This is a genomic window from Hyphomonas sp., from assembly GCF_046313735.1.
Classification (GTDB): domain Bacteria; phylum Pseudomonadota; class Alphaproteobacteria; order Caulobacterales; family Hyphomonadaceae; genus Hyphomonas.
Genome location: NZ_JBKBXW010000007.1, coordinates 1 through 24,773 on the forward strand (window position 1 = coordinate 1; position 24,773 = coordinate 24,773).

At 64.1% G+C, this 24,773-nt stretch carries 18 protein-coding genes and 1 tRNA gene; 10 read left to right on the plus strand and 9 right to left on the minus strand.

What is annotated here, in order from left to right; genetic code table 11:
• Positions 1 to 49: 49 nt before the first annotated feature.
• Together ACK4SV_RS04995 and lpdA are read left to right on the plus strand one after the other, a co-directional pair.
• A complete protein-coding gene (locus tag ACK4SV_RS04995; RefSeq protein WP_409916705.1) occupies positions 50 to 1,396 on the plus strand; it encodes a pyruvate dehydrogenase complex dihydrolipoamide acetyltransferase in 1,347 nt (448 codons plus the stop codon).
• Between the two features lie 106 nt (positions 1,397 to 1,502).
• A complete protein-coding gene (gene lpdA, locus ACK4SV_RS05000) occupies positions 1,503 to 2,918 on the plus strand; it encodes a dihydrolipoyl dehydrogenase (RefSeq protein ID WP_409916706.1) in 1,416 nt (471 codons plus the stop codon).
• Positions 2,919 to 3,033: 115 nt separating this feature from the next.
• Here lpdA and ACK4SV_RS05005 read toward each other — a convergent pair whose 3' ends face one another.
• The 5 genes from ACK4SV_RS05005 to ACK4SV_RS05025 all read right to left on the minus strand — a co-directional run bounded on the left by ACK4SV_RS05005 (position 3,034) and on the right by ACK4SV_RS05025 (position 11,975).
• Positions 3,034 to 5,163 (minus strand): TonB-dependent receptor, encoded by a 2,130-nt coding sequence (locus tag ACK4SV_RS05005; protein WP_409916707.1) that lies wholly within the window; start codon positions 5,161 to 5,163, stop codon positions 3,034 to 3,036.
• Positions 5,164 to 5,268: 105 nt separating this feature from the next.
• Positions 5,269 to 6,012 (minus strand): SDR family NAD(P)-dependent oxidoreductase, encoded by a 744-nt coding sequence (locus ACK4SV_RS05010; protein WP_409916790.1) that lies wholly within the window; start codon positions 6,010 to 6,012, stop codon positions 5,269 to 5,271.
• 94 nt (positions 6,013 to 6,106) lie between these two features.
• A complete protein-coding gene (locus ACK4SV_RS05015) occupies positions 6,107 to 7,471 on the minus strand; it encodes a Na+/H+ antiporter NhaC family protein (RefSeq protein ID WP_409916708.1) in 1,365 nt (454 codons plus the stop codon).
• Positions 7,472 to 8,740 carry a dipeptidase gene (locus ACK4SV_RS05020; protein ID WP_409916709.1) on the minus strand — a complete coding sequence of 423 codons (1,269 nt, stop codon included), beginning with the start codon at positions 8,738 to 8,740 and terminating at the stop codon, positions 7,472 to 7,474.
• A gap of 145 nt (positions 8,741 to 8,885) precedes the next feature.
• The gene (locus ACK4SV_RS05025) at positions 8,886 to 11,975 is read right to left on the minus strand and encodes a TonB-dependent receptor domain-containing protein (protein ID WP_409916710.1); all 3,090 of its coding nucleotides are present in this window, start codon (positions 11,973 to 11,975) and stop codon (positions 8,886 to 8,888) included.
• 344 nt (positions 11,976 to 12,319) lie between these two features.
• Here ACK4SV_RS05025 and ACK4SV_RS05030 point away from each other — a divergent pair, with 344 nt between their 5' ends.
• Positions 12,320 to 14,335, plus strand: a complete 2,016-nt coding sequence (locus tag ACK4SV_RS05030; protein ID WP_409916711.1) for an alpha/beta hydrolase family protein — start codon at positions 12,320 to 12,322, stop codon at positions 14,333 to 14,335.
• Positions 14,336 to 14,423: 88 nt separating this feature from the next.
• On the opposite strand, the gene purB is transcribed toward ACK4SV_RS05030, so the two are convergent.
• Positions 14,424 to 15,719, minus strand: a complete 1,296-nt coding sequence (gene purB / locus ACK4SV_RS05035; protein ID WP_409916712.1) for an adenylosuccinate lyase — start codon at positions 15,717 to 15,719, stop codon at positions 14,424 to 14,426.
• A 149-nt stretch (positions 15,720 to 15,868) separates the two neighbouring features.
• On the opposite strand from purB, the gene recJ reads away from it, so the two are divergent.
• From recJ to ACK4SV_RS05060, 5 genes are all read left to right on the plus strand, one after another.
• Positions 15,869 to 17,662: a single-stranded-DNA-specific exonuclease RecJ gene (gene recJ, locus ACK4SV_RS05040; RefSeq protein ID WP_409916713.1), complete on the plus strand. Its 1,794-nt coding sequence runs from the start codon at positions 15,869 to 15,871 to the stop codon at positions 17,660 to 17,662.
• 78 nt (positions 17,663 to 17,740) lie between these two features.
• Positions 17,741 to 17,815 (plus strand) — tRNA-Glu (locus ACK4SV_RS05045).
• Between the two features lie 124 nt (positions 17,816 to 17,939).
• On the plus strand, positions 17,940 to 18,467 hold the full coding sequence (locus ACK4SV_RS05050) for a cold-shock protein (RefSeq protein WP_409916714.1): 528 nt from the start codon (positions 17,940 to 17,942) through the stop codon (positions 18,465 to 18,467).
• A gap of 51 nt (positions 18,468 to 18,518) precedes the next feature.
• Complete coding sequence (locus ACK4SV_RS05055; RefSeq protein WP_409916715.1) at positions 18,519 to 18,974, plus strand: DUF192 domain-containing protein; 456 nt, start codon at positions 18,519 to 18,521, stop codon at positions 18,972 to 18,974.
• Positions 18,967 to 19,398: a PaaI family thioesterase gene (locus ACK4SV_RS05060; RefSeq protein ID WP_409916716.1), complete on the plus strand. Its 432-nt coding sequence runs from the start codon at positions 18,967 to 18,969 to the stop codon at positions 19,396 to 19,398. Before ACK4SV_RS05055 ends, ACK4SV_RS05060 begins: the two co-directional genes overlap by 8 nt.
• A gap of 6 nt (positions 19,399 to 19,404) precedes the next feature.
• Here ACK4SV_RS05060 and ACK4SV_RS05065 read toward each other — a convergent pair whose 3' ends face one another.
• From ACK4SV_RS05065 to groES, 3 genes are all read right to left on the minus strand, one after another.
• Positions 19,405 to 21,015, minus strand: coding sequence for an acyl-CoA synthetase (locus tag ACK4SV_RS05065; protein WP_409916717.1), 1,611 nt, complete (start codon positions 21,013 to 21,015; stop codon positions 19,405 to 19,407).
• Between the two features lie 141 nt (positions 21,016 to 21,156).
• Positions 21,157 to 22,800 (minus strand): chaperonin GroEL, encoded by a 1,644-nt coding sequence (gene groL / locus ACK4SV_RS05070; protein ID WP_409916718.1) that lies wholly within the window; start codon positions 22,798 to 22,800, stop codon positions 21,157 to 21,159.
• Positions 22,801 to 22,855: 55 nt separating this feature from the next.
• The gene (groES, locus tag ACK4SV_RS05075; protein ID WP_409916719.1) at positions 22,856 to 23,146 is read right to left on the minus strand and encodes a co-chaperone GroES; all 291 of its coding nucleotides are present in this window, start codon (positions 23,144 to 23,146) and stop codon (positions 22,856 to 22,858) included.
• 294 nt (positions 23,147 to 23,440) lie between these two features.
• Between groES and ACK4SV_RS05080 the strand changes: the two genes are divergently transcribed.
• Positions 23,441 to 23,713, plus strand: a complete 273-nt coding sequence (locus ACK4SV_RS05080) for a hypothetical protein (RefSeq protein ID WP_409916720.1) — start codon at positions 23,441 to 23,443, stop codon at positions 23,711 to 23,713.
• Between the two features lie 110 nt (positions 23,714 to 23,823).
• Positions 23,824 to 24,693 (plus strand): GGDEF domain-containing protein, encoded by an 870-nt coding sequence (locus tag ACK4SV_RS05085; protein ID WP_409916721.1) that lies wholly within the window; start codon positions 23,824 to 23,826, stop codon positions 24,691 to 24,693.
• Positions 24,694 to 24,773: the final 80 nt, after the last annotated feature.

A 24,773-nucleotide genomic window follows, 5' to 3' on the forward strand; every position in this document is an offset into this window, starting at 1 on the left:
CGGACGATATTTATGAAGCCGCGAAGACGGTGTGTGAGGGAGCGCTCTGATGGCCATCAACATCACCATGCCCGCGCTGAGCCCGACGATGGAAGAGGGCACGCTGGCCAAATGGCTCGTCAAGGAAGGCGATGAGATCAAGTCCGGCATGGTCATTGCCGAGATCGAGACCGACAAGGCGACGATGGAAGTCGAGGCCGTGGACGAGGGCAAGGTCGCGAAAATCCTCGTCGCGGAAGGCTCCGAGGGCGTGAAGGTCAACGCCGTCATCGCCGTGCTCGCCGAAGAGGGCGAGGATGTGGCCTCGGTGAAGGCGCCCGCGGCGGGCGCTGCGCCGAAGGCGGAAGCGGCGCCGGAGCCAAAGCCATCTGCGCCTCCACCGCCTTCCGCTCCAAATCCTGCCACGCCGGCGAAAGCCAGGACCCCGTCTGGCGTGGCTGTTCTGGATGCCGGCGTTCGCCGGGATGACAAGAATGTGGGTGCACGGATCAAGGCCTCGCCGCTCGCCCGGCGCATCGCGGCCAGCAAGGGCATTGATCTCAAGGCCCTCAAGGGCTCTGGCCCGCATGGGCGGATTATCCGGCGCGATGTGGAGAGCGCGAAGCCGGGCGCGGCGACTGGCGCGCCGGCGGGCGGAGCATCTGCGCCGCTCACAGCGGACGGGCTGATCCTCCCTCAGGTGCTGGACGACCGCGTCTATGCTCCGGATACGTACGAATTGAAGCCACTGGACGGCATGCGCAAGACGGTGGCGAAACGGCTGACGCAGAGCTTCATGCAGGTGCCGCACTTCCCGCTGAATGTGGATATCCAGCTTGATAACCTGCTGGCGAGCCGCGCGGCGATCAATGCAGCGGCGCCGAAGGATGTGAAGATCTCGGTCAATGACCTGCTGATCAAGGCGGCTGCACTGGCCCTCATTGACGAGCCGGACTGTAATGCATCGTACACGGACAAAGGCATCGCCTATCACAAGCACGCCAACATCTCTGTTGCTGTTGCGATTGATGGCGGGCTGATCACGCCGGTGATCTTCAAGGCGGAAGCCAAGGGCCTCGCCGAGATCTCCGAGGAGATGAAGGATCTGGCGACGCGCGCGCGGGAGCGCAAGCTGAAGCCGCAGGAATATATGGGCGGCACGTTCTCGATCTCGAACCTTGGCATGTTCGGCATCAAATCCTTTGCCTCGATCATCAACCCGCCCGAAGGCATGATCCTCTCGGTCGGCGCCGGCGACAAGCGCGCGGTGGTGGACGAGAAGGGGAATGTCGTGGCCCGGACGGTCATGAGCGTCACGCTGACCTGCGATCACCGCGTAATCGGCGGGGCAGAAGGCGCGAAATGGCTCGCGGCGTTCAAGCGTTACGTTGAAACGCCCGAGGCGATGCTGCTTTAGCTGGTGAAATGGTAGGGTAGCTCATCCTGAGCGAAGTCGAAGGATGCGCGGGCGGCCCATGGTTCGACTTCGCTCACCATGAGCCGTCAGGCCAAGGAGAATTCAAATGTCCACCCAATACGATCTCATCGTCATCGGTTCCGGCCCCGGCGGCTATGTGGCGGCGATCCGGGCGAGCCAGCTTGGCATGAAGACGGCGATTGTCGAGCGCGAGAGCCTTGGCGGCATCTGTCTCAACTGGGGCTGCATTCCGACGAAGGCGCTGCTGCGTTCGGCTGAAGTGCTGCACCTGGCGAAGCATGCGAAATCCTTCGGGCTGAAAATCGAGAACCCGTCCTTTGATCTTGAGGCGGTGGTGAAGCGCTCGCGCGGGGTCGCGTCGCAGCTTTCGGGCGGCGTGAAATTCCTGATGAAGAAGAACAAGATCGACGTGATCGAAGGCACCGCGCGGCTGGAGAAGGGCTCGCCGGCGCCGAAGGTGATCGTGAAGGGCAAGGATGGCAAGGATACGCCGTACACGGCCAAACACGTGATGCTGGCGACCGGCGCGCGGGCGCGGGATATTCCGCAGGCGGGCCTGAAAGCCGACGGCAAGCTGATTTGGACCTACCGCGAAGCGATGACGCCGGATGTGATGCCCAAACGCTTGCTGGTGATCGGCTCCGGCGCCATCGGGATCGAGTTTGCGAGCTTCTACAATGAACTTGGCAGCGAAGTGACCGTGGCCGAAGTGATGGAGCGTATCCTGCCGGTGGAGGACGCGGAAATTTCCGCCTTCGCCGAGAAGGATTTCAAGAAGCAGGGCATGAACATCCTGACGGGCGCGAAGGTGGAGAATCTCAAGCCCGGCAAGGAGAGTGTGACGGCGGACATCACGGCGAAGGATGGCAAGAAGGAGACGAAGGAGTTCGACCGCGTCATCCTGGCTGTCGGCATTGTCGGGAATGTGGAGAATCTCGGGCTCGAAGCGCTCGGCGTGAAGGTCGAGAAGACGCATGTGGTGGTCGATGGGTTCGGCCGGACGGGCGTACCCGGACTATATGCGATTGGCGACCTGACCGGGCCGCCCTGGCTGGCGCACAAGGCAAGCCATGAGGGCGTTGTCTGTGTTGAGGGCATTGCCGGCAAGAACCATGCGGAGCCGTTTGATGCGTCCAATATTCCGGGCTGCACCTATTCGCATCCGCAGGTGGCGAGTGTCGGCCTGACAGAAGCTGCAGCGAGGGCGAAGGGGCATGACATCAAGGTTGGCCGTTTCCCCTTCATCGGCAATGGCAAGGCGATTGCGCTGGGTGCGGAGAACGGCCTTGTAAAGACGATCTTTGACAAGAAGACCGGCGAGCTTCTGGGGGCGCACATGATCGGCGCGGAAGTGACCGAGCTGATCCAGGGCTATGTCATCGCGCGGCAGGGCGAACTGACGGAAGCCGACCTGATCCACACGATCTTCCCGCATCCGACGCTGTCAGAGACGATGCATGAGGCGGTGTTGGATGCCGAGGGGCGTGTGATTCACGTTTAGGCGCGTGTCATCCCGGAAGCGGCGCAGCCGCTGTCCGGGACCTCATTTGAGTTGCAATCCGTCTAAAGAAGGTCCCGGATCGCCGCGTTGCGGCGTCCGGGATGACACCACTCTATCAGAAACTGACCCGGAGGCCGGCGCGGTAGTTGCGGCCTGGAAGCGGGACAGTGTCCTTCAGGACGGAAGTGGCGAGGCGCACATCCTCATCCGCCAGGTTGCGCACTTCGGCGAAGAGTTGCGTGCCTTCGCGGCCGATGCCGAATTCGGAAAGGTTCACCGCGCCGCGCAGGTTCACGAGGGTGTAGCCGCTGGTGCCAAGCTGGCCTTCGCCGAAGCGGGACTGGCTGTCCGCCCACTGAACATTCGCGCGGGCCTCGAACAGGCGCCAGCTGGCTTCCACGCCGCCATTGATCGTGAGCGGAGGAATGTAGGGCAGGCTGTTGCCGTTATCGAGCCGGGCATAGACATAGTCGAGGCTGGCGGTCAGCTTCCAGTCTGCGCCGAGGATACCTTGATCGAGGTAATACTCGCCATAGATCTCGCCGCCGCGCAGCATGGCGTCTTCCTGGGTGAAGAGGAAGACCGGCAGGCCATCCTCCACCATGACCAGTTCGCCGTCTTCCTCGATGGCGCCGGGCACCAGATAAATGAAGCCGTCGAATTTGGTGCGGAAGACGTTCACACCAAAGCTTGCCTTGTCGCCGCGCCAGCGGAGCGTGCCTTCAATGTTGAAGCCCTTCTCCTTGTCGAGCCCGGTATCGCCGACTTCGAACTGCTGGGTCGCGAGGTGGGGTCCGAAGGCGAAGAGCTCGCTCTCATTCGGGCCGCGCTCGGTATAGGCGAGCTGGGCGCCAGCGAACCAGCCATTGCCGAAATGCTGGTGCACGCCGGCAGACGCGCTGACGAGGTCGAAGGAAACCTTTCCGCTTTCCGAATTGGTGTGTTCGAGCTGCTCATAGCGCAGGCCGCCCTCAACGCCGAAGCCGCCATCCCATTCGCGCGTTTCATAGAGGAACACGGCCCAGGATTTTGTATCGGTCGGGGTGAGGAAGGCTTCGGCGCCGGACGCATCGAGGCTCCTGTCGAGAAACTGGAACCCGGCGGCGCCTTCAAAGCCTGCGATCGCGTGGTCCAGCTCGACGCGGCCTTCCCACCCCGTGGTCTCGAAGATGGAGGCGGCATCGCCCGGCTCCTCGAACTCGGTGTGTTTGTAGTCGGAGTAGGAGAGCGTTGCGGTGAGGGCCTTCAGCACCGGGCCGTCGAAGCGGATGCCGCCGCGGAAGTCGTAGCGGGTCTGCTCCAGGTCGATGAAGGGGTTTTCGTCTTCATCGTCGTGATCATGGTCATGATCGTCATCATCATGATCATGGCCTTCGTGCCCGTGCGAATGGCCGGGCAGGCCGTAGGTGGAGGTCTGGCGGCGGACGGCGATGCCGGCAAAGGCGCGCTCGCCAACCCATGAAATGCCGCCGCCTAAGGTTTCCGTTTTCAGGAAGGAGTTCGTCAGCGTGCCCCGCATTTCATCGTCATGATCATCGTCGTGATCATCATGGTCGTCATGATCGTGCTCCATCGCCTCGCGGAAGCGCAGCTGGCGGGAGTCGGCGAAGCCGGGGATGTCATAGTCGCCGAAATCGCGCGTCGAGGCGGAAAGGGCGAAGACCAGCGGGCCGGCCGCGAAGGCGGCGCGAGCGCCGAATTCGCTGCCATCATTGACGCTGTTATAGGCGCCGTAGGCGTCGCCGCTGACCGGGCGGTCCGGCAGGCTTTCGGCGATCAGGCCGTCGATAACGTTGACGACGCCGCCGATGGCCTGGCCGCCATAGGCGAGGGCAGCAGGGCCGCGCAGAATCTCGATCTTCTCCGCATCGATGCCGTCTGCGGTGACCTGGTGGTCGGGGCTTGCGGCGGAGACGTCAATGACGCCGAGGCCGTTGGTGAGCACCTGCACACGCTCCAGACCAAGGCCGCGCAGGACCGGGCGGCTGGCGCCCTGACCGAAATAGGTGGAGGAGACGCCGGGTTCTGCTGACAGCGTGTCGCCGAGCGTGCTGGCGAGGCGGCTCAGGATTTCGGCGCGGTCCAACGCGGTGGCATTGCCGATGAGTTCATCGCTGGAGCGTTCCGGGCCCGGCGCGGTAACGATGATCGGGGCTTCGACGCGGCGGGTGTCTTCTTCCTGGGCGATGGCAAGGCCCGCAAGGAGGGGGCCAGTCAGGGCGGAGGCAAGGAGTTTCGACTTCATGGGAGGCTCGCTTCGTAATGTAATAATGTTGCAATAGCGAGGCGCGTGAAGGATGGCAACCCGGCGCGGGGTGGAAAGGTCAGGAGTGTTGCAAATGCGCCGCGATCAGGCGGCGCTGCCGTCCACGCGCAGCAGCGAGCCGGTTGTAAAGCTGGAGGCGGGGCTGGCGAGGTAAAGCGCGGCGGTGACGATTTCCTCCGGATAGCCGGGGCGGCCGAGAGCGTTGTCGGCGCTCTGGCGCATTTCCTCCGGCCAGGCCTTGGCGATGTCGGTCAGGAAGGGGCCGGGGCAGATCGTGTTGACGCGGACCTTGGGCGCATACTCATGCGCGAGCGACAGGCTCATCGCATTGATGGCGGCCTTGGCGGACCCATAGGGCACGACATGCGGCAGGGGCACGAGGCTGCCCGAGGAGGAGATGTTGATGATCGAGCCGCCCTCGCCATCGGCCATGCGCTTTGCAACCTGGCTGGCGAGGCGGAAGGGGCCCTTGAAGTTGAGGTTCAGGACAGAGTCGAAGAGGTTTTCGGTCACTTCATGGCTGGCTATGCGCGGGCCGGAACCGGCATTGTTGACGAGGATGTCGACGCGGCCGAAGGCCTGGTAGCTCGCCTCGATCAGGGCGTCGATATCGTCCCAGCGCCCGCAATGGGCCGCGACAGCTAGCGCGCGGCGGCCCATGGCGCGGACTTCGTCTGCGGCGGCTTCGCAGGCGTCGATCTTGCGGCTGGCGATGATGACGTCGGCGCCGTTCTCCGCGAAGGCGCGCACCATCTGGAGGCCGAGGCCGCGGCTGCCGCCGGTGACGAGGGCGACCTTGCCGGTGAGATCGAACAGGTTGCGGGCCATGGTTTCCTCCGGTTTTTCCTTGTCTGGCCGGAGCATGTTTCAGGCCCCGGCGCGCTTCAACCGGGAATCGGGCGCGGTGCCGCGAGGTGAGGCGTCAGGCGAGGAGGCCGGCAGCGGCGTAAAGCACGGTTGCGGCGGCGCCGGCGAGCAGGGCGTAGGGCAACTGCGTGCGGACATGGTCGAGATGGTCGCAGCCGGAGGCGAGGGAGGCGATGATCGTGGTGTCGGAGATGGGCGAGCAATGGTCGCCGAAGACGCCGCCGCCCATCACAGCCGCGAGCGCGAGGGGCAGCGGAATGCCGGCGCCGACGGCGAGCGGGATCGCGACGGGGACGAGGATGCCGTAGGTGCCCCAGCTGGTGCCGGTGGTGAAGGAGGTGAGGCAGGCCGTGAGGAAGAGGACCGCCGGAAGCAGCCAGGGCATCGGCAGGTTCGAGGCAAGGCCGGACAGGAACACGCCGGTGCCGAGGGCGCGCAGGCTGTCGCCGAGGGCAAGGGCGAGGAAGATGACGGTGACGGCGGGCAGCAGCTTGCCCATGCCGTCAAAGCCGGTCTCGACGAGCTTGCCGCGCAGGGCAGGCACGCGGGCGGCGAACAGGAAGGCGGCGGCGGTTGCCAGGATCACCGACCAGAGGATGGCGCGGGAGCCGGACCCGCGCAGGATGTTGCCATCGCCGGTCCACCACATGAAGCCGATGGCGCCGCCGACGAGAATGAACATCGGGACGAGGAACGCGGCTAGGCTGCCGCCGGTTTCGGTGGCTGCCTCATCCTCGCGGGGCGCCGGGGCGGCGCGCGCGGCGTCATCGAAGGCGCGCATGGGGCCGAAGGTGCGCCCGGTGAGAATGGTGGCGGCGACGAGGGCGAGGGTCAGCAGGGCGTAGAAATTGAGGCTGATGGAGCCGAGCATGACGCCGAGCGGGGCCTCCACGCCATTGGCGGCGAGGAGGCCGAGAATGAACGCGCCCCAGCCATTCAGCAAGATCAGCACACTGACGGGCGCGCAGGTGGAATCGATGATATAGGCAAGGCGCGCGCGGCTGAGGCCGAGCCGGTCGAACAATGGCTTGCCGAGGAGGCCGGTGGCAAGCAGGCTGACATTCGTTTCGATGAACAGGACGACGCCGGAGGCCGCCGTGACACCGCTGGCGCGCTTTGGCCCGGCAGCGGTACCGGAGGTCGTCAGCCAGCGGACCATCGCCCGGAAACCGCCCGCGCGTTCGAGATAGGCGATCAGCGCGCCGATGATCAGGCAGAAGAGGAGGATTCGCGTATTGCCGGCATCGGTGAAGACGCCGGCGGCGCGGTCCACGCTGGCGAGGGCGCCGAGCGCGGGATTGAAGCCGGCGGCGAGCGTTTCGGCGAGCAGGATGGCGAAGCCGAGCGCCCAGTAAACGTTCCGTGTCCAGATCGCAATGGCGATCGCGGCGAGCGGCGGAAGGACGCTCAGCCAGTCCATCTATTTGAGGACATCCGGGGATGTGACGCTGGCCGTGCGCGCCGCTTCGGCGGCTTCCATCAGGCGCAGCATGTTGCCGGCCCAGATCTTTTTGATTTCGTCCTCGGAGTATCCTGCCTCGAGCAGGCCTTCGGTGATGCGGGGCAGGTAGGTCACATCCTTCATGCCATCGACACCGCCGCCGCCATCCCAGTCTGCGCCGATGCCGACATGGTCCGGCCCCACAAGGTCCAGCATGTAGAAGAGGTGTTCCATGAATTTCTCGAAGGTGGAGCGCGGGGGCGGGAAGTCGCGGTTGATGGCGCGCATCGCATCGCGGTAGGCGGTGAGGGTGGCTTCGTCCATGGCGGAGGTGTCCGAGCCATAGGTGGCCTGGAGTTCGGCGATGGCGGCCTGCCGCTCGGGGCTCGGCGTCAGGAGTTCGAGATACGCGCCAAAGGCGTTGACCTGGATCACCCCGCCATCGGCGGCGATGTCGAGGAGGAGATCGTCCGGCAGGTTGCGCGGATGGTTGTAGACGCCCTGCGGCCCGGAATGGGAGAGGATGATCGGGGTTGTGGAGAGGGCGAGCATGTCGCGCACGACATCATCGGAGGCGTGCGAGCCATCGAGGATCATGCCGAGGCGGTTGGCTTCGCGCACGAGGGCTTCCCCGAGCGGGCTGAGGCCGCCAAAGACGGGCGAGACATCGGTGGCACTGTCCGCAAACTGATTATTCCGGAAATGGACGGGCGCAACCATGCGCAGGCCGCCGGCATAGAAGGTTTCCAGCATCGAGATGTCCGTCCCCAGAGGATAGGAGTTCTCCATGCTCTGGAACACGATTTTCCGTCCCTCCGAATGAAGGCGTTCTGCATCGGCTGCTGTGAAGGCGAGGCCAACATGCTCGTGATAGCGCGCGGCAAGTTCACGGATCGACATCTGGCGCAGCAGCGCCATATTGCGCGCAGAGACATAGGAGGCCTCATCCAGCGGGCCCTGCGGCGTATAGATCACCCAGAAGCCACCATCGAGGCCTCCTTCGATCATGCGGGGCAGGTCGACATGCGTGCCATCGACATCGAAATCTCCGCGCACGGAGAAATTGTAGCGGTCAGTGTGGAAATAGGCCGGCGTATCAAGATGGCTGTCGAGCACCATGATGGAATGGTGGAAGGCTTCGGCGGGGGTGCGGTCCGGAGCGCCGGATGCGGCGGGGGAGCCTGTCTCGTCCGCGCCTGTGCAGGCTGCAAGCGCCAGCAGAATCGCAATTCCCAATGCCCGGATCATCTCCGCCCTCCCGTTGCCCGTTCCGCCCGCGATCTTGACCGGGCGGGGCATCAGGTCAACCGCCGAAACGGCGAGGCACTGCCAGAAATGAAAAGGGCGGCTCCGAAGAGCCGCCCTGATCGGAAATGCATCAACCGTGCCTGGATCAGAAGGCTTTCGACACCTGCACGAAGCCTGCGCGGCCGCGCAGGTCGTATTGCGTGCCGAAGATCGGCGAGATGCCGACCCGGGACGAACCGGCGCCCGACGAGATTGCCGGCGGTTCTTCGCCGAAGATGTTGCTCACGCCGAGAATGACCTGCCAGTCATCCGACCGGTAGCGCACCGAGGCACCGTGATAGATGGTCGTCTCGGCATAACGCTTCCGCCAGGTGTTCGGGCGGCCGTTATAGGTGAACGGGTTCGGACCGGTCAGGAACTTCTCGTTTGAAGACCGCGAGATCGCGTTCGAGAACCAGGAATAGGTCCAGTCGCCGCGGCGGAACTGGATATTCGAGTTGCCGACAAAGTTCGGGTCGCCGATCGTGCTGTTGAAGTCATCCGTGACGAAGCCGTCCAGGCCGCCGAAGACGTTGAGCCTGTCCTCGAATGTCCAGGTGCTCTGGAAGTCGACAGTCAGGCGGCCGATGTCGAACTCGTGCTCATAACGCGCCGTTGCATCGAGACCCCGGGTGCTCTGGCTGTTGATGTTTACATAGTTATTCTGGATGTCGATCAGCGTCAGGAACTGGCTGCTGTTCGGGTCGCGGTTGCGGCGGATCAGGTCGCAGAACTGGTTCGGGAACGTTTCCCGGCCATAGCAAGCGGCCAGAATATTCGACGCACCAAGCACGGCGATCTGGTCGTTCACTTCGATCTCGAAATAGTCGAGTGCGAGAGACAGGTTCACCGAAGAAGGGGTGAACACGAGGCCAGCCGTGAAGGACTCTGACGTTTCCGGCTCAAGGGTCGCGCCGCCGCCACGAATGACGGTGAGACTCGGGGCAGAGGTGTTGAAGTCTGCGGGGATTCCATCTGCTGCACAGTTGGCCCGAAGATTGTCGTTGGTGCTGAGACCCCAGTCACGGCACGGGTCGATGTTCTGAGCTGAGAAACCGGTCTGGTTGGCAAGGAAGCGTTCGAACAGCGCGGGGGCGCGGAACGACGTGCCGAAGGTCGACCGGGCCCGCAGCAACGGGTTGATCTGCCAGTTCAGGCCGAGCTTGTACACATAGTCAGAACCGAAGGCTTCATAGTCGAAATAGCGGATCGAGCCGTTGAAGGTCAGGTCCTCAAAGAAGGGCTGGCCACGGACGATCGGCACTTCGAGTTCTGCGAACGTCTCCCATACCTTGTCGCTGCCCTTGGTTTGCTGAGCAGAGGCGAGGCCCCAAGATTCGCCCGTCCGGCTGAGTTCGCCGGGAAGGTCGTCGATCGAGACTTCGCGGTATTGGACCCCGACAGCTGCGCCGATATTGCCGGCAGGAACTGCAAACAGCTCACCAGTCATCAGGGCATTGAACAGCTTCTGGTCGAAGACCGTCTTGCCTTTGTCCTGCGAGAAGAGGAAGTCAAACTCCTGGGGCGTGAACTGGCCACGGATGAAGTTCGGGGTCAGGTAATTGACCACGAAGCACGACTCGCCGGTCGAGATACGGGTACAGGTGAGGTTGCCGTTCGCGTCGCGCGAATGGAACACGTCGCCACCCGGCTGGAACTCATCCTCAATATTATTGTTATTGAGCGTCAGGATGTCATAGGTGCCGTCCGAACGCGAATAGCTGGCATGGACATCAAAGTCCCAGCCGGACAGGAAACTCGCATTTGGCCCGAAGTTTCCGCCATAGCCCACCACCCCGTGGTAGTAGTCAACGTTCACATCCGTGTTGAACGGAACGAGAGCGACAGGGGTGAATTCATTGGCAAAGATATTCGGGGCTATTTGGATTGCCGGGCCACCCGGTGCTGCCACCACTGGACCAAAGCCTGCTGCGAACGGGTGATCTGCGAAGATGGTCGGGAAGAACTGGCGATAGCTGCGCTGCTGCGTTTCACGGCGATTGTACAGAAGCTCGCCATAGGCCTGGCCATTTCCGATATCAAGCGCGGCAGTCGAGTAGAGGCTGAAGCGCTGCACCTGGGGAAGGATGTCCCGTTCGCGTGTCCGCGGGTCGTTGACGTCCTGCTCCCGGAAGCCCGTAAGGTCGCCCAGGACAGAGCGGCCGAGGAACTGGTTATCGTTGCCAATGAGGCGGAAGCCGCTGACGAGTTGGGAGCCGGGCTTTCCTGCGGCATTCGGATCTTCGACCAGGATGTGGTTGGCAAAGACGCCCGCACGGAAGTTCGGGCCGAACGCATCAAGGCGATTGCCGACGGGGTTGTTACACCGCGGATTGCCAATGTCGCTCGGACGAGAAGGCGTCAGAGCCGTGATGTCGACCCGCTCGTTCGAGTTCAGGTCGAACATGTAATCGGGGCTGCAGGCGGTGTAGCTGCGGTCGCCATACCGCATCCGCTCGTTCCGGTCGTACGAGGCCGAGAAATTGATGTTGCCGCGGTCGAAGTTGAATCCGAAGGCACCGTCGATGCTGAACGCTTCGGCGCCGCCTTCGAACGGGGCGTTGGCACGGATGGTGATTTCCGGCTTGTCGATCGCGCCGCGAGTGATGACGTTGATCACACCGGCAACGGCGTCAGAGCCGTAGATCGACGACGCGCCATCTTTCAGAATCTCGTAACGCTGGACAGCCGATTGCGGGATAACGTTCAGGTCGACGGCGCCGACCGAGCCTTGCACACCGGCCGGGCCGAGGCGGCGGCCGTTGAAGACAACCAGCGTCCGCTGGGCGCCAAGGCCGCGCAGCGACACAGTGTTCACGCCGGGGCCGCCCTCGACAACAAAGCCGCCAAACTGGGAGTTGATCTGAGTCGAACCGGCAGCAACCGAGGCGCCCTGAAGGACGTCTGCCGTATCAATCAGGCCTTCAAGGCTGGCGATTTCTGCCGTGATGACCTGGATTGGCGCAGCGGAAGTAAACTCGTCGCGGCGCAGCAGCGAACCCGTCACAACCACGCGTTCCTGCCGGGCTTCGCCCTCCACAGGCGCGCGCACCGGCGTGCCGACCGCTTCATCTTCTTCCTCGGTGACGGTCGTCTCCTCGGTATCGGCGGTCTGGGCGTAGGCGAGACCAGTGGCCGACAGCGCGCCGATGGCGACACTGCAGAATACGGCCCGGCGGAAATTCCGAAGCTTCATAATGTACTCCCCTGTGAGAATAGTCGGCAGCGTGCACTGACCACGCCACATGAACTGGGAGTAATGCATCTGAGAGAGGCCGAGACAAGTAAACTATGACGATTTTGATGCGTCATTGTGGCCGATGCGCCAAAATTGTTGCAAAAGAGGCACAATTGCGCGCTATGCAGGGTTTTCTGGTTGAATATGCCCCGGCCTGCAGCCTCATCACACAGGTTTTACCGCAATCGTGACAGCAACATGTGTTGATTTGCAGACCGAGGCTTGATTCCGCAGTCGCCTCTGCGACACAAAACACTATGGTTAGCCCGATCAGAGACGGCGAGAGCCTGAGGGGAAAGTTCATGAAGTTGAAAACACTGGTATCAGCCTGCTGTGCGCTTGTTCTTGGCGCGGCGGCTCCCGCGCTGGCGGAGCCGCTGAAAGTCGATGATTATGCACGCTATCCGCTGGTTTCCGGCATCTCGATGTCGCTCGAAGGCGACATGCTGGTCGGCCTCGTTGCCGACACCACGCGGGACGGCCGGGAACAGGCTGCTGCAATGTGGGATCTGAGCGGCGAGATCGACACAACACGCCCGCTCGTGGCCACCCGGATCACGCCTCATAATGGCCGCATGCGGTTTTTCGGCACTGTTGCCCTGAAACAAGGCCGGTCGCTCTGGTTTGCCCGGCAGGAATGGACCGGGCGCCTCGGCGGTTGCGGCGAAGGCCGGGTGACCGGTGCCACCCGCACCTTCGTGACCAAGGTCTATATGGGCGACCGCACGCTCAAGATCGACGACATGCCCGGTGGCAGCCGCGAGCGCGTCTCCGAGGAGACCCGCCGCTGCCTCGAAATGAACAACACCACCGGCCTCGTCTCGATCATGGCATCGGACCCGGAAAACATCATCATCAACCGGCTGTCGCTGCGCGATGGTGAGCGTTACTTCAAGCACAACCTGCGCACTGGCCGCGAGGAACTGCTGTTCACCGATTCCGGCTCCGTCCGCGTTGACCGGGTAGACCCGGTCACCGGCATGCCCATCAGCAAGACCGAGCTTGATCCGGCCGGCGGCGAGTATCGATTCTATGTCCACCTGATCGATCAGCGCACTGGCCAGTTCGTCCGGCAGGATCCGCTGACAAACCGGGCTGCTGACCGGTTCCAGGTCAGCGTCCTCAAGCGCGAGGAAGACGGCCGCTATTTCATCCTGACCGACAAGTTCAGCGACAAGGCAGCGATCTATCTCTATGATCCCGCTTCGCAGAGCTTTGAGTCCGAGCCGGTGTTCGCGCACCCGGAATTCAATGCAACGGGCCTCGTGACCTCGACGCGGACACGTGATTTCGGCGAGATCGTCGGCTTCCGCTACGCCGCTGCGCAGGAAATGGTCTACTGGATCGACGGCGAGCTGAGTTCCATCCAGCAAGGCCTGGCAGCCGCGTACCCCGGCCAGAACGTGTCGATCAACAGCTACAACAACGATATGACCCGGGTCCTGTTCACCGTGTCGAGCTCGACCATGCCGCCGGCCTACTTCCTGCTTGTGGACAAGTCGCGTGTGGCCGTGATCGGCGCATCTCGTCCCTGGATCCGCCCCGAGACGCTGCGTGAGACCGAGCTCGTCTATTATGACGCCCGCGACGGACTGAGCATTCCGGCCCTCATCACCAAGCCCCGTTCGCTCGAGCCGGGCCAGAAGGCTCGCGGCGCCGTGATCGTTCCGCATGGCGGGCCCTGGGCGCGCGACTATGCCAACTGGGACCCCACCGGCTGGACACAGTTCCTTGCCTCACGCGGCTTCATCGTGCTGCAGCCGCAATACCGTGGCAGCACCGGCTGGGGCCGGGAACTCTGGCTCGCAGGCGATGGCGAATGGGGCCAGAAGATGCAGGACGACAAGGATGACGGCGCCGCCTGGCTCGTGGAGCAGGGCCTGGTCGATGCCGACAAGATTGCGATCTTCGGCTACTCCTATGGCGGCTTTGCCGCGATGGCAGCCGTGGTACGTCCTGACAGCCCCTACCAGTGCGCCATTGCCGGCGCGGGCGTGTCGAACCTGACCCGGATCGGCAATAACTGGAGCGACAACCGCCTTCAGCGGGCGTTCCAGGGCCATACCGTGAAGGGCATGGATCCGGCGCGCAACACCGAGAAGGCCAACATCCCGATCCTCGTTTATCACGGCGACCGGGATGTGCGTGTGCCGCTGTTCCATGGCGTGGATTTCTACAACGCCGTGCGGGCGCACCAGCCGCAATCGGAGCTGCTCGTCGTGGCGGACATGCCCCACAGCATGCCCTGGTATCCCGAGCACCACACGGTCACGCTGAATGCGGTTGACCGCTTCCTGTCGACCACCTGCGGGCTCTGATCCCCGACGGGCAGACACTGAAGACCCGAACAAAAAGGGCGGCCCGCAAGGCCGCCCTTTCCTGTGTCCGGTTCAGGATCTGCCTGCCTCAGCCGCCGAACACGCGGGCGAAGATCGTGTCGACGTGTTTGAAGTGGTAGTCGAGGTCGAACAGGGCGTCGATTTCGCCGGCGCTGAGGCGGGCGGTGACGTCTGCGTCGGTTTTCAGGAGGTCCGCCAGCGGGCCTTCCTTCTTCCAGGTGCGCATCGCATTGCGCTGGACGAGGCGGTAGGCGTCCTCGCGGCTGACGCCCTTGTCCACGAGGGCGAGGAGAACGCGCTGGGAATTGTGCAGGCCGCCCATGGAGTTGATCGTGGCGAGCATGTTCTCAGGATAGACGACAAGGTTCTCGATCACGCCGGCCATCCGGTGCAGCGCGAAGTCGAGGTGCACGGTCGCGTCCGGCCCGATGCCGCGCTCGACCGAGGAGTGGGAGATGTCGCGCTCATGCCAGAGGGCGACATTCTCCAGCGCGGGCACCACGGCTGAGCGCACGAGGCGGGCGAGGCCGGTGAGGTTTTCCGTCAGCACCGGATTGCGTTTGTGCGGCATGGCGGAGGAGCCCTTCTGGCCGGCGGAGAAATACTCCTCGGCTTCCAGAACTTCCGTGCGCTGAAGATGGCGCACCTCGGTGGCAAGGCGCTCGATGGACGAGGCGATCACGCCGAGCACGGCGAAATACATCGCATGGCGGTCGCGCGGGATGACCTGCGTCGAGACCGGCTCGATCGCGAGGCCGAGCCTTGAGGCGACATGTTCCTCGATGCGCGGGTCGATATTGGCGAAGGTGCCGACCGCGCCGGAGATGGCGCAGGTCGCGACCTCTTCCCGTGCGATCAGCAGCCGCTGGCGGGCGCGCTGGAACTCGGCATGGAAGGTCGCGAGCTTGACGCCGAAGGTCGTCGGCTCGGCATGGATGCCATGGCTGCGTCCGATGGTGGGGGTGTAGCGGAATTCCTGCGCGCGCTTTTCCAGCGCGGCGAGCACACGGTCGATGCCGGTGAGGAGCAGGTCTGCGGCGCGCACGAGCTGAACATTGAGGCAGGTGTCGAGGACGTCCGAGGAGGTCATGCCCATGTGCAGGAAGCGGGCTTCCTCGCCGACATGTTCGGCCACATTGGTCAGAAAGGCGATGACATCATGCTTCACCTCGCGCTCGATCTCGTCGATCCGGTCGGGGTCGAACTGCGCGCGGGCCCGGACGGCGGCGGTGGTGCCCGCCGGGATCTGCCCCAGCGATTCCATCGCTTCGGCGGCGAGGGTCTCGATTTCCAGCCAGATGCCGAAGCGGGTTTCGGGCGACCAGATCGCAGCCATCTCGGCGCGGGTGTAACGGGGGATCATGCGGGGCCTCTTGGGTGTCAGTTCGGGCGTGAAGGTTCTGGCTGCCCTCTAGGCCGAACGGAGAGATTTCGCCACCCCCTGCGGCAAGCGGTTCGCGGCGATGCCGGTTGGCGTTAGGGTGGGTGAAGTGATTCCCCGGCGGAGAGACTATGGGCGAGCCTGCACGCAAGGACCTGGCCTGGCCGATGAGCGAGGCGCGCTCTGCCGGCGGGCGGCGCTGGCAGCTGGCCGAGCTGGACGACACTCTGGTGCGCCGTCTGTTGCCGTCGGTGCAGGGCGCGGACCTGCTGGCGAAGCTGCTGGCCGGCCGGGGCGTGACGCCGGAAACGGCCGGCAGCTATTTGCAGCCGACGCTGCGCGAGCTGTTCCCGGATCCGAGCGTTTTCGCCGATATGGACCGGGCAGCAGGGCTCGTGCTCGATGCGATCCTCGCGGGCAAGCGCGTCTGCGTGTTCGCGGACTATGACGTGGATGGCGGCACATCCTCCGCCATTCTCGCCCGCTATTTCCGGGGCTGGGGGCAGGAGATCGGGCTTTATGTGCCCGACCGGCTGGAGGAAGGTTACGGCCCCTCGCCGGAGGCGTTCCGCTGGCTGAAGGCGCAGGGCTATGACCTTGTGATCACGGTGGATTGCGGCGCGGCGGCCGTGCCGGCGCTGGCCGAGGCCGAGGCCATCGGCCTGCCTGTGGTTGTGATCGACCATCACCTGATGTCCGGCCATGTCCCGAAGGCGGCGGCCCTCGTCAATCCGAACCGGCCGGACTGCGCCTCCGGGCAGGGCCATCTGGCAGCGGCGGGGGTCGTGTTCGTGTTCGCCGCTGCGCTGAACCGGCTCGCCCGGGAGCGCAGCGTGGCGCCGGCAGGCGGCCTGCCGGACATCCTGCAATACCTGGACCTCTGCGCGTTGGGCACGTTGTGCGATATGGCGCCGCTGACGGGGGTGAACCGCGCCTTCGTCCGGCAGGGGCTGACTATTCTGGCGCGCGGGGGCAATGCGGGCCTGCGCGCGCTCGCCGATGTCAGCGGCATCGGCAATCCCGACAGCGTCTATCACGCGACCTTCATGCTGGGGCCGAGGCTGAATGCCGGCGGACGGCTGGGCGATCCGTGGCTCGCGGCGAAGCTGCTGGCGACCGACGACCGGGCCGAGGCGATTGACCTCGCCGAGCGGCTGCATGCGCTCAATGATGAGCGCCGCGCGGTGGAGGCAGCGATCCAGGAGGAAGCGGTTGCGCAGGCCGAGCGCGCGCTGGCGATGGATGCGTCGCGCGGCGTGATCGTGGCGGCGGGCGAGGGCTGGCATCCGGGCGTCATCGGCATCGTGGCCGGGCGGCTCAAGGAGCGGTTCCACCTGCCCAGCATCGTCATCGGCTGGGGCGAGGGGCTTGGCCCGGTTGCGAAAGGTTCAGGCCGGTCGGTGCCGGGGGTCAATCTGGGCGACGCGATTGCGCAGGCGGCGCGGGAGGGGATGATTCTCTCCGGCGGCGGACATGCGATGGCGGGCGGGCTCAGCCTGGAGCCGGGGCAGGTCGAGAGCTTTGATCGCTGGATGGTGGATCATATGTCCGCCTTCCGCAGTGAGCAGATTGCCGCGCGCGACCTGCACATTGACGCGCTGCTCTCGCCCGGCAGCGTGACGGTGGAGCTTGCCGATACGCTCGCCTCGCTCGGCCCCTTCGGGACGGGCGCGCCGGAGCCGGTCTTTGCGCTGACGGATGTGTCGGCCACGGGGCTGCGCCGGATCGGGGCCAATCACCTGCGCTTCGTGGCGGAGAACCAGACCGGACGCGTCGAATGCATCGCCTGGCGCGCGGCAGATACGCCGGTTGGAGACCTGCTGCGGCAGGGCCGGCGCGTCGGGCTGGCCGGGCGGCTGAAGGCGGAAACCTGGAACAACCGGCGCCGGGTGCAGCTTGAAATCATTGATGCGGCCGAGTTGTGAGCAAACTGCAGGTGATTGCCGGAAACGGCTTGCAGCCACCCAGCCAAGCCGCTATATCGCCGGTTCTCAAACCGGTGCGGTCCCTTCGTCTATCGGTTAGGACGTCAGGTTTTCAACCTGAAAAGAGGGGTTCGATTCCCCTAGGGACTGCCACCTGATTTCCGGGTTTTCATTACATTTATGTCAGGCATGTGCCGGGCCGCTATGATTCGCGGCTGACATCGCGTGACAAGCGCGCAAAGCCGCATTAACTTTCCCCTCTGGGGAATTTGGGTTGATGACAAAGACAGCGGCCATAACCGACTCTCAGGAGCCTGTCGCCGAACCGCGTGTGCGGGTGACCGGGCGTGTGAAGTGGTTCGACAGCACCAAGGGCTATGGATTCGTCGTGGCCGAGTCGGCCTCCGATGGCGGCCTGCATGGCGATGTCATGCTGCATATCTCCAGCCTGCGCGATTTCGGCGAGACCTACGCGGATGAGGGCGCCCGGATCGTGTGCGACGCCGTGCTGAAAACCCGCGGCTGGCAGACGGTGAACATCATCGAGATGGACCGGCCCCGCGCGGTGCTCGCCCAGGAAAAAGGCCTGCGCCCCAGCTATGAGACGGTCACCGTCAAATGGTTCAACCGCGCCAAGGGCTATGGCTTTGTTGTCCGCGATGAAGACCCCGCCGATATCTTCGTCCATGCCGTCGCGCTGAGGCGGGCGGGGTATGAGGAAATCGAGCCCGGAACCCGCATCGAGGTGACCATCGAGAGCGGGGCAAAGGGCCAGCATGTCGGCCAGGTGCGCACCCGGCGCTGACGCCGCAGGAGGGCGCTTGCCGCCGCCCGGCAGCCCCGGTAAACCAGCGGCATGATCCGCAGCATCCTGACTTTTACCGCCGCCCTTTTCTGTCTTGCAGGCGCCGCCTTCGCGCAGCGCGCCGTGACCCCGCTTGAAGTGCGTTCGGGCGAAACCTCCCACCGCTTCACGGTCGAGGTGGCGGACACGCCCGACGCCGTCCAGCAGGGCCTGATGTTCCGCGAGGAGCTCGCCCCGGATGCCGGGATGCTGTTCGATTTCGGCGTGACCCGGCCGGCAAGCATGTGGATGAAGAACACGCTGATCCCGCTCGACATGCTGTTCATCAAGGAGGACGGGCAGGTCGTGGCCATCGCGCGCAATGCGCAGCCGCATTCGCTGCGCTCGATCTCGCCGGGGGTGCCGGTGCGGGGCGTGCTGGAAATCCCCGGCGGGCGCGCGCAGGAGCTGGGCATTCAGCCGGGCGACCGGATCATCCATCCCGTCTTCGGCAATACCGGTGGCTGATGCTGCCCCGGCGCACCGCGCGCCCCCGGAAGGCTTCGCGCTGACCCCGTCGCGCGGCAAGTTCACGCTGCACAATGGGCCGACTTACCGCGCCACCGCAGATGGTGACCCTCGCACCGGCATGTGGGTGCTCGACCGGCACTGCAACGGCATGGGTTTCCTGCACGGCGGAATGCTGTCGGCCTTTGCAGACAGCGGCCTTGCCTGGGCTGTCTGGTCGGCGACGAACCGGATGTCGGTGACGATCAAGCTGACGCTGGAATTCATGGAGATCGCCCGCGAGGGCGACTGGATCGAATCGCACGCAGCCGTCACCTCGGTCGATGGCGAGTTCGTTCAGGTGTCTGCACGGATCGTGCGGCCAAATGGCGGGCTGATTGCGCTGGCGACGGCGACCTTCCGGACGGTGCGCCGGAAGGCCTGAGCCGTTTCAGGCGCCGAGGCCGAGTTCCTTAAGCGCAAAGGCGCGGATTGATTTGTAATCGGCCTTGCCATTGGGCGCGCGGCCAAGATCGTCCTTGAACAGGATGCGCTTGGGCGCCTTGTACCGGGCGATGCGGCTCTGCACGAAGGCGCGCAGCTCATCCTCTGATGCGCCGCCGCCGAGGGACACAACGGCTGTGACTGCCTGGCCCCATTTGTCATCCGGCACGCCGACGACGAGCGCGTCGCGCACCGAGGCGTGGGCCTTGAGCGCTTCCTCGACCTCCTCGGGATAGACTTTCTCGCCGGCCGTGTTGATGCAGTTGGAGCCGCGCCCGAGGAGCGTGATCGTGCCATCGGCCTCGACCATGCACCAGTCTCCGGGAATGGCGTAGCGCATACCGTTGATCGTCTTGTAGGTCTTCGCGGTTTTCTCCGGGTCCTTGTAATAGCCGAGCGGCACCGCGCCGCCGCGCGCGATAAAGCCGGGCTCGCCGCTGCCGGGCAGCACTTCGCGGTCATCCTCGGTGAAGACCTTGCAGCTCGGGCCGATCTCGAATTTGGAGGTCTGCGTGCCGCCCTCGGCGGTGGTGATGGAGGTGCCGAAGCCGACGGCTTCGGACGCGCCGAAACTGTCAGTCAGTGCAGTTTGCGGGATGTGGCGGAGCAGGCCCTGCTTGACCTCCGCGCTCCACATGACGCCGGAGGAGACGATGTTCAGCACGCTGGAGAGGTTCCAGCGGCCGGGGTTTTCATCGAGCGCCTGCAGCATCGGCTTGGCAAAGGCGTCGCCCACGATGGCCATGGAGGTGACGCCGTTTGCGTGCACGGTATCCCACAGGTTCACGGGGCTGAACTTCGCCTTCTCGGTCAGTGTCACCACGGCGCCGCCATTGAGCATCGCGCCCATTGCTGTGAACCAGCCGGTACCATGCATCAGCGGGCAGGCGGGCACCTGGCGGGAGAAGCGCCCGACGGTGAGCGCGTTCTGGACGTGCGCGTCGAGGTTCTCCGGCACCGGGCCGCCAAGCCGGCGCACGCCCTCCATGCTGGCCTCGCGCCAGATATTGTGCGTCCACATCACGCCCTTGGGCATACCGGTCGTGCCGCCGGTGTAGAGGAGGAACGGGTCATCGCCGGAGCGCTTGCCCTTGATGGGCGAGCCGTCGCCAGTGCTGGCGAGGGCTTCATAATCCTGCGCGAAGGGAGCGATGCCGCCGCCGCCGATCTGCACCCAGGCGACGACGCGCGGCAGGCGGGCGCGCACGCGCTCGACCTCGGCGCTGAACTCGGCATCGAAGAAGACGATCGTGGAGTCCGAATTGTCGATGATGTAGACGAGCTCGTCATCGAGATAGCGATAGTTGACGTTGACGGGAGAGAGGCTCGCTTTGAAGCAGGCGGCCATCGCCTCCATGTATTCCGGCTGGTTGCGCATGTAGAAGCCGGCCTTGTCGCCGCGCCGGGCGCCAAGGGCGATGAACGCGCGGGCGAGCCGGTTGGTGCGGGCAGTGAACTCCGGCCAGAATATTTTGCGGTCGCCATGGATCAGGGCGGGATCTTCAGGGCCTAGGGCGGCGCCCACGGCATCCAGCATGTCGCCGAAATTCCAGTCCATCCGTTTCCTCCGCATCAGTTTTGTTTTTTGCGGATGCTACGGAGGCGTCTGTGGGCCTGCAATGATGACCCGACGAAAACGGCCCCCCGGATCGCTCCGGGGGGCCGCCAGTAGAGTTCGCGTCTGAGCGAAGGGCGGGACTTAGAAGTCCATGCCGCCCATGCCGCCCATGCCGCCGGGCATACCGCCGCCGCCGCCCGAATCTTTCTTCGGCGCTTCGGCAATGCCGGCTTCCGTCGTGATCAGCAGGCTGGCCACCGAAGCGGCGTTCTGCAGGGCCGAGCGGACAACCTTGGCCGGGTCGATGACGCCCATGGCGACGAGGTCGCCATACTCTTCGGTCTGGGCGTTGAAGCCGTAGCTGCGCGACTTGTTGGACAGGATCGTGTTGACCACGACCGAGCCTTCCACGCCGGCATTCTCGGCGATCTGGCGGATCGGGGCTTCGAGCGCCTTGCGCACGATGTCGATGCCGGCCTTCTCGTCGTCATTGGCGCCGACCACATCGATGTTCTTGGAAGCGCGCAGCAGGGCCACGCCGCCGCCGGGAACGATGCCTTCTTCGACGGCCGCGCGGGTCGCGTTGAGGGCGTCGTCGACGCGGTCTTTCTTCTCTTTCACTTCGACTTCGGTTGCGCCGCCGACCTTGATGACGGCCACGCCGCCGGCCAGTTTCGCGAGGCGCTCCTGGAGCTTCTCGCGGTCATAGTCGGACGAGGTGTCGTCGATCTGCTTGCGGATCTGGCCGACGCGGGCTTCGATGTCTTTCTTCTTGCCAGCGCCGTCGACGATGGTCGTGTTGTCCTTGTCGATCGAGACGCGCTTGGCCTTGCCGAGCATGTCCATCGAGACGTTCTCGAGCTTGATGCCGAGGTCTTCGGAGATGACCTGGCCGCCGGTCAGGACAGCGATGTCCTGCAGCATGGCCTTGCGGCGATCGCCGAAGCCCGGAGCCTTGACGGCAGCGATCTTCAGGCCGCCACGCAGCTTGTTGACGACGAGGGTGGCGAGGGCTTCGCCATCGACGTCTTCAGCGATGATCAGCAGCGGCTTCTGCGACTGGACCACGGCTTCGAGGATCGGCAGCATCGGCTGCAGGCTCGACAGCTTGGACTCGTGCAGGAGGATCAGCGGATCGTCCAGCTCGACGGTCATCTTGTCGGCATTGGTGATGAAGTAGGGGCTGATATAGCCGCGGTCGAACTGCATGCCTTCGACGACATCGAGCTCGGTTTCGAGGGCCTTGGCTTCCTCGACCGTGATGACGCCTTCATTGCCGACTTTCGCCATCGCTTCAGCGATCATGCGGCCGATTTCGGTCTCGCCATTGGCGGAGATGGTGCCGACCTGGGCGATCTCTTCGTTCGTTTTCACCTTCTTGGAGTGGTGAGCGAGGTCGGAGATGACTTCGGCAACGGCCTTGTCGATGCCGCGCTTCAGGTCCATCGGGTTCATGCCGGCGGCCACGCGCTTCATGCCTTCGCGGACGATGGCCTGGGCGAGGACGGTGGCGGTGGTGGTGCCGTCGCCGGCGGTGTCGTTGGCCTTAGAAGCCACTTCACGCACCATCTGGGCGCCCATATTCTCGAGCTTGTCCTCGAGTTCGATTTCCTTCGCGACGGTCACGCCGTCTTTCGTGGTGCGCGGGGCGCCGAAGGATTTCTCGATCACCACGTTACGGCCTTTCGGGCCGAGCGTGACTTTCACAGCGTTGGAAAGGATGTCGACGCCGCGGAGCATTTTCTCGCGGGCTTCGGCGCCGAAAACAACATGTTTAGCAGCCATTGGAGTTACCTCTTGAAGTCGTCTGGGGGTTGGAAAAGCGTTTCAGGGCAGGGACTTACTTGTCCAGGACGCCCATGATGTCGCTTTCCTTCATGATCAGCAGGTCTTCACCGTCGATCTTAACTTCCGTGCCGGACCATTTGCCGAACAGGACGCGGTCGCCTTTCTTGACGTCGAGCGGGATGCGCTCATTGTCGTCGCCGATGGCGCCATTGCCGACAGCAACCACGATCCCTTCCTGCGGCTTTTCCTTGGCCGTATCGGGGATGATGATGCCGCCTTTGGATTTTTCTTCTTCCTTGACGCGGCGCACGACCACGCGGTCATGCAGGGGGCGAAGTTTCATTTTAACTGCCTCTTCGATCATTGCTTCCTCGGGTCTGAAATGGACATGGGATCGCCAGCGCGGCGCTCCGGGTCGCTGTTAGCACTCACCCGAGCCGACTGCTAACGACGCACCGGAAATAGGTCTTCGGCGCGCTGGCGTCAACCGGGGCAATGAAACCTTCATACTGATCGGAAATCTGGCAGCACTCGCGGCTGCATGATGCTAGATCATTGAAACTATTGCATATTCACATTTGCTTCATCACGATGGCCTCACCATCAGGCCCATCTGATGGACCGAAAGGAGACGTGCATGGCCACAGACAGCGATTTCATTCACCGGCTCAATGGCGGAGGCCTCCTGACCACCGAGATTCTGTACTACCTGCCCGATCACCGGGGCATCCTGCAAAGCTTTGTCTGGCAGACGATGGATACAGCGCCGCGCTTCCCGCGCCTGCACGCATTCCTGGATCACTGGCGCCGGGAAATCGAGGCGATGATCCATTCCATCCACATCGCCCATGCGGACTGGGTGGGGCCTGCGCAGCTGCGCCATGTGGATGGGCGATGGTCGCTGAACTGACCGGTGTAGTTAATGTCCGATTGCCACCGGCTGGGTAATCCAAGCGGCCGTGCAAGCGTGAAGTAAAAGCTCCTCCTGTAGGCTTTTCTTGAGTTTGGCAGGAGCGGGCCATGAAATTCTTGCGCCAGGATGTTTGGAGCGCGGTAAGCTTTTTCATGCTGGTGGCATGCACTGCGCTGTCGCTGTCGTTCACCGTGTCGCTGTTTTTCTACAAGATGGGCCTGCCGACAGATGCGGGCACCTATGTGCGGCTGAACCTGTTCATTTCCGCCTGTATTGCCGTGCCGACCGCGATCATTGCCTCGCTGCATGACTTTCACATGCGTCTGTACCAGCGCCGGCTGGAGGAGATGGCCTGGACCGATTCGCTGACCGGCCTCCTGAACCGCCGCTTCTTCATTCATGCCGCCGAGGAGGAGCGTTCGCGCATGCGGCGCACGCGCTTGACGGCTGCCGTTGTGCTGATCGATCTCGACCACTTCAAGGAGGTGAACGACCTCTACGGCCATTCGGGCGGGGATACCGTGCTGAAACAGGTTGCCGCGATTGCCCATTCGGAGCTGCGCGGTCCGTTCGACCGGCTGGGCCGCTGGGGCGGCGAGGAGTTCATCGTGCTCCTCAGCGGCGTGACCGAGGAACATGCGGTAATCGTCTGCGACCGGCTGCGGGCCCGGATCGAGGAAACGCCGATCGATGTGGGTGACCGCGAGGTCTCCCTGACTGCCAGTTTCGGGGTCTGCATGCTGGAAGCGCCAATCACGCTGGAGGCAGCCATCGAAGGGGCAGACCATGCGCTTTACGAAGCCAAGCGCGATGGCCGCAACCGGGTCCGGGTGGCCGCTGCCGGTCTGCCGTCTCCCAATGGTATTCCGGAGGCTGCCAGCACCTCCTTCGTCGACCGCCGCCTTGCAAAACTGCGGCGCGACATGATGCGGAAGGTGGCCGAGCCGGCCCGCCGCGCCGCCGGGGGCGGGCGCTAAACGCGCCTCTCCTGCGGCTTGCCGCAAGCCGGGTTTCCTGATTGGACAGGTCGATTGCCGCCACGTTCCGGAGACCTGCC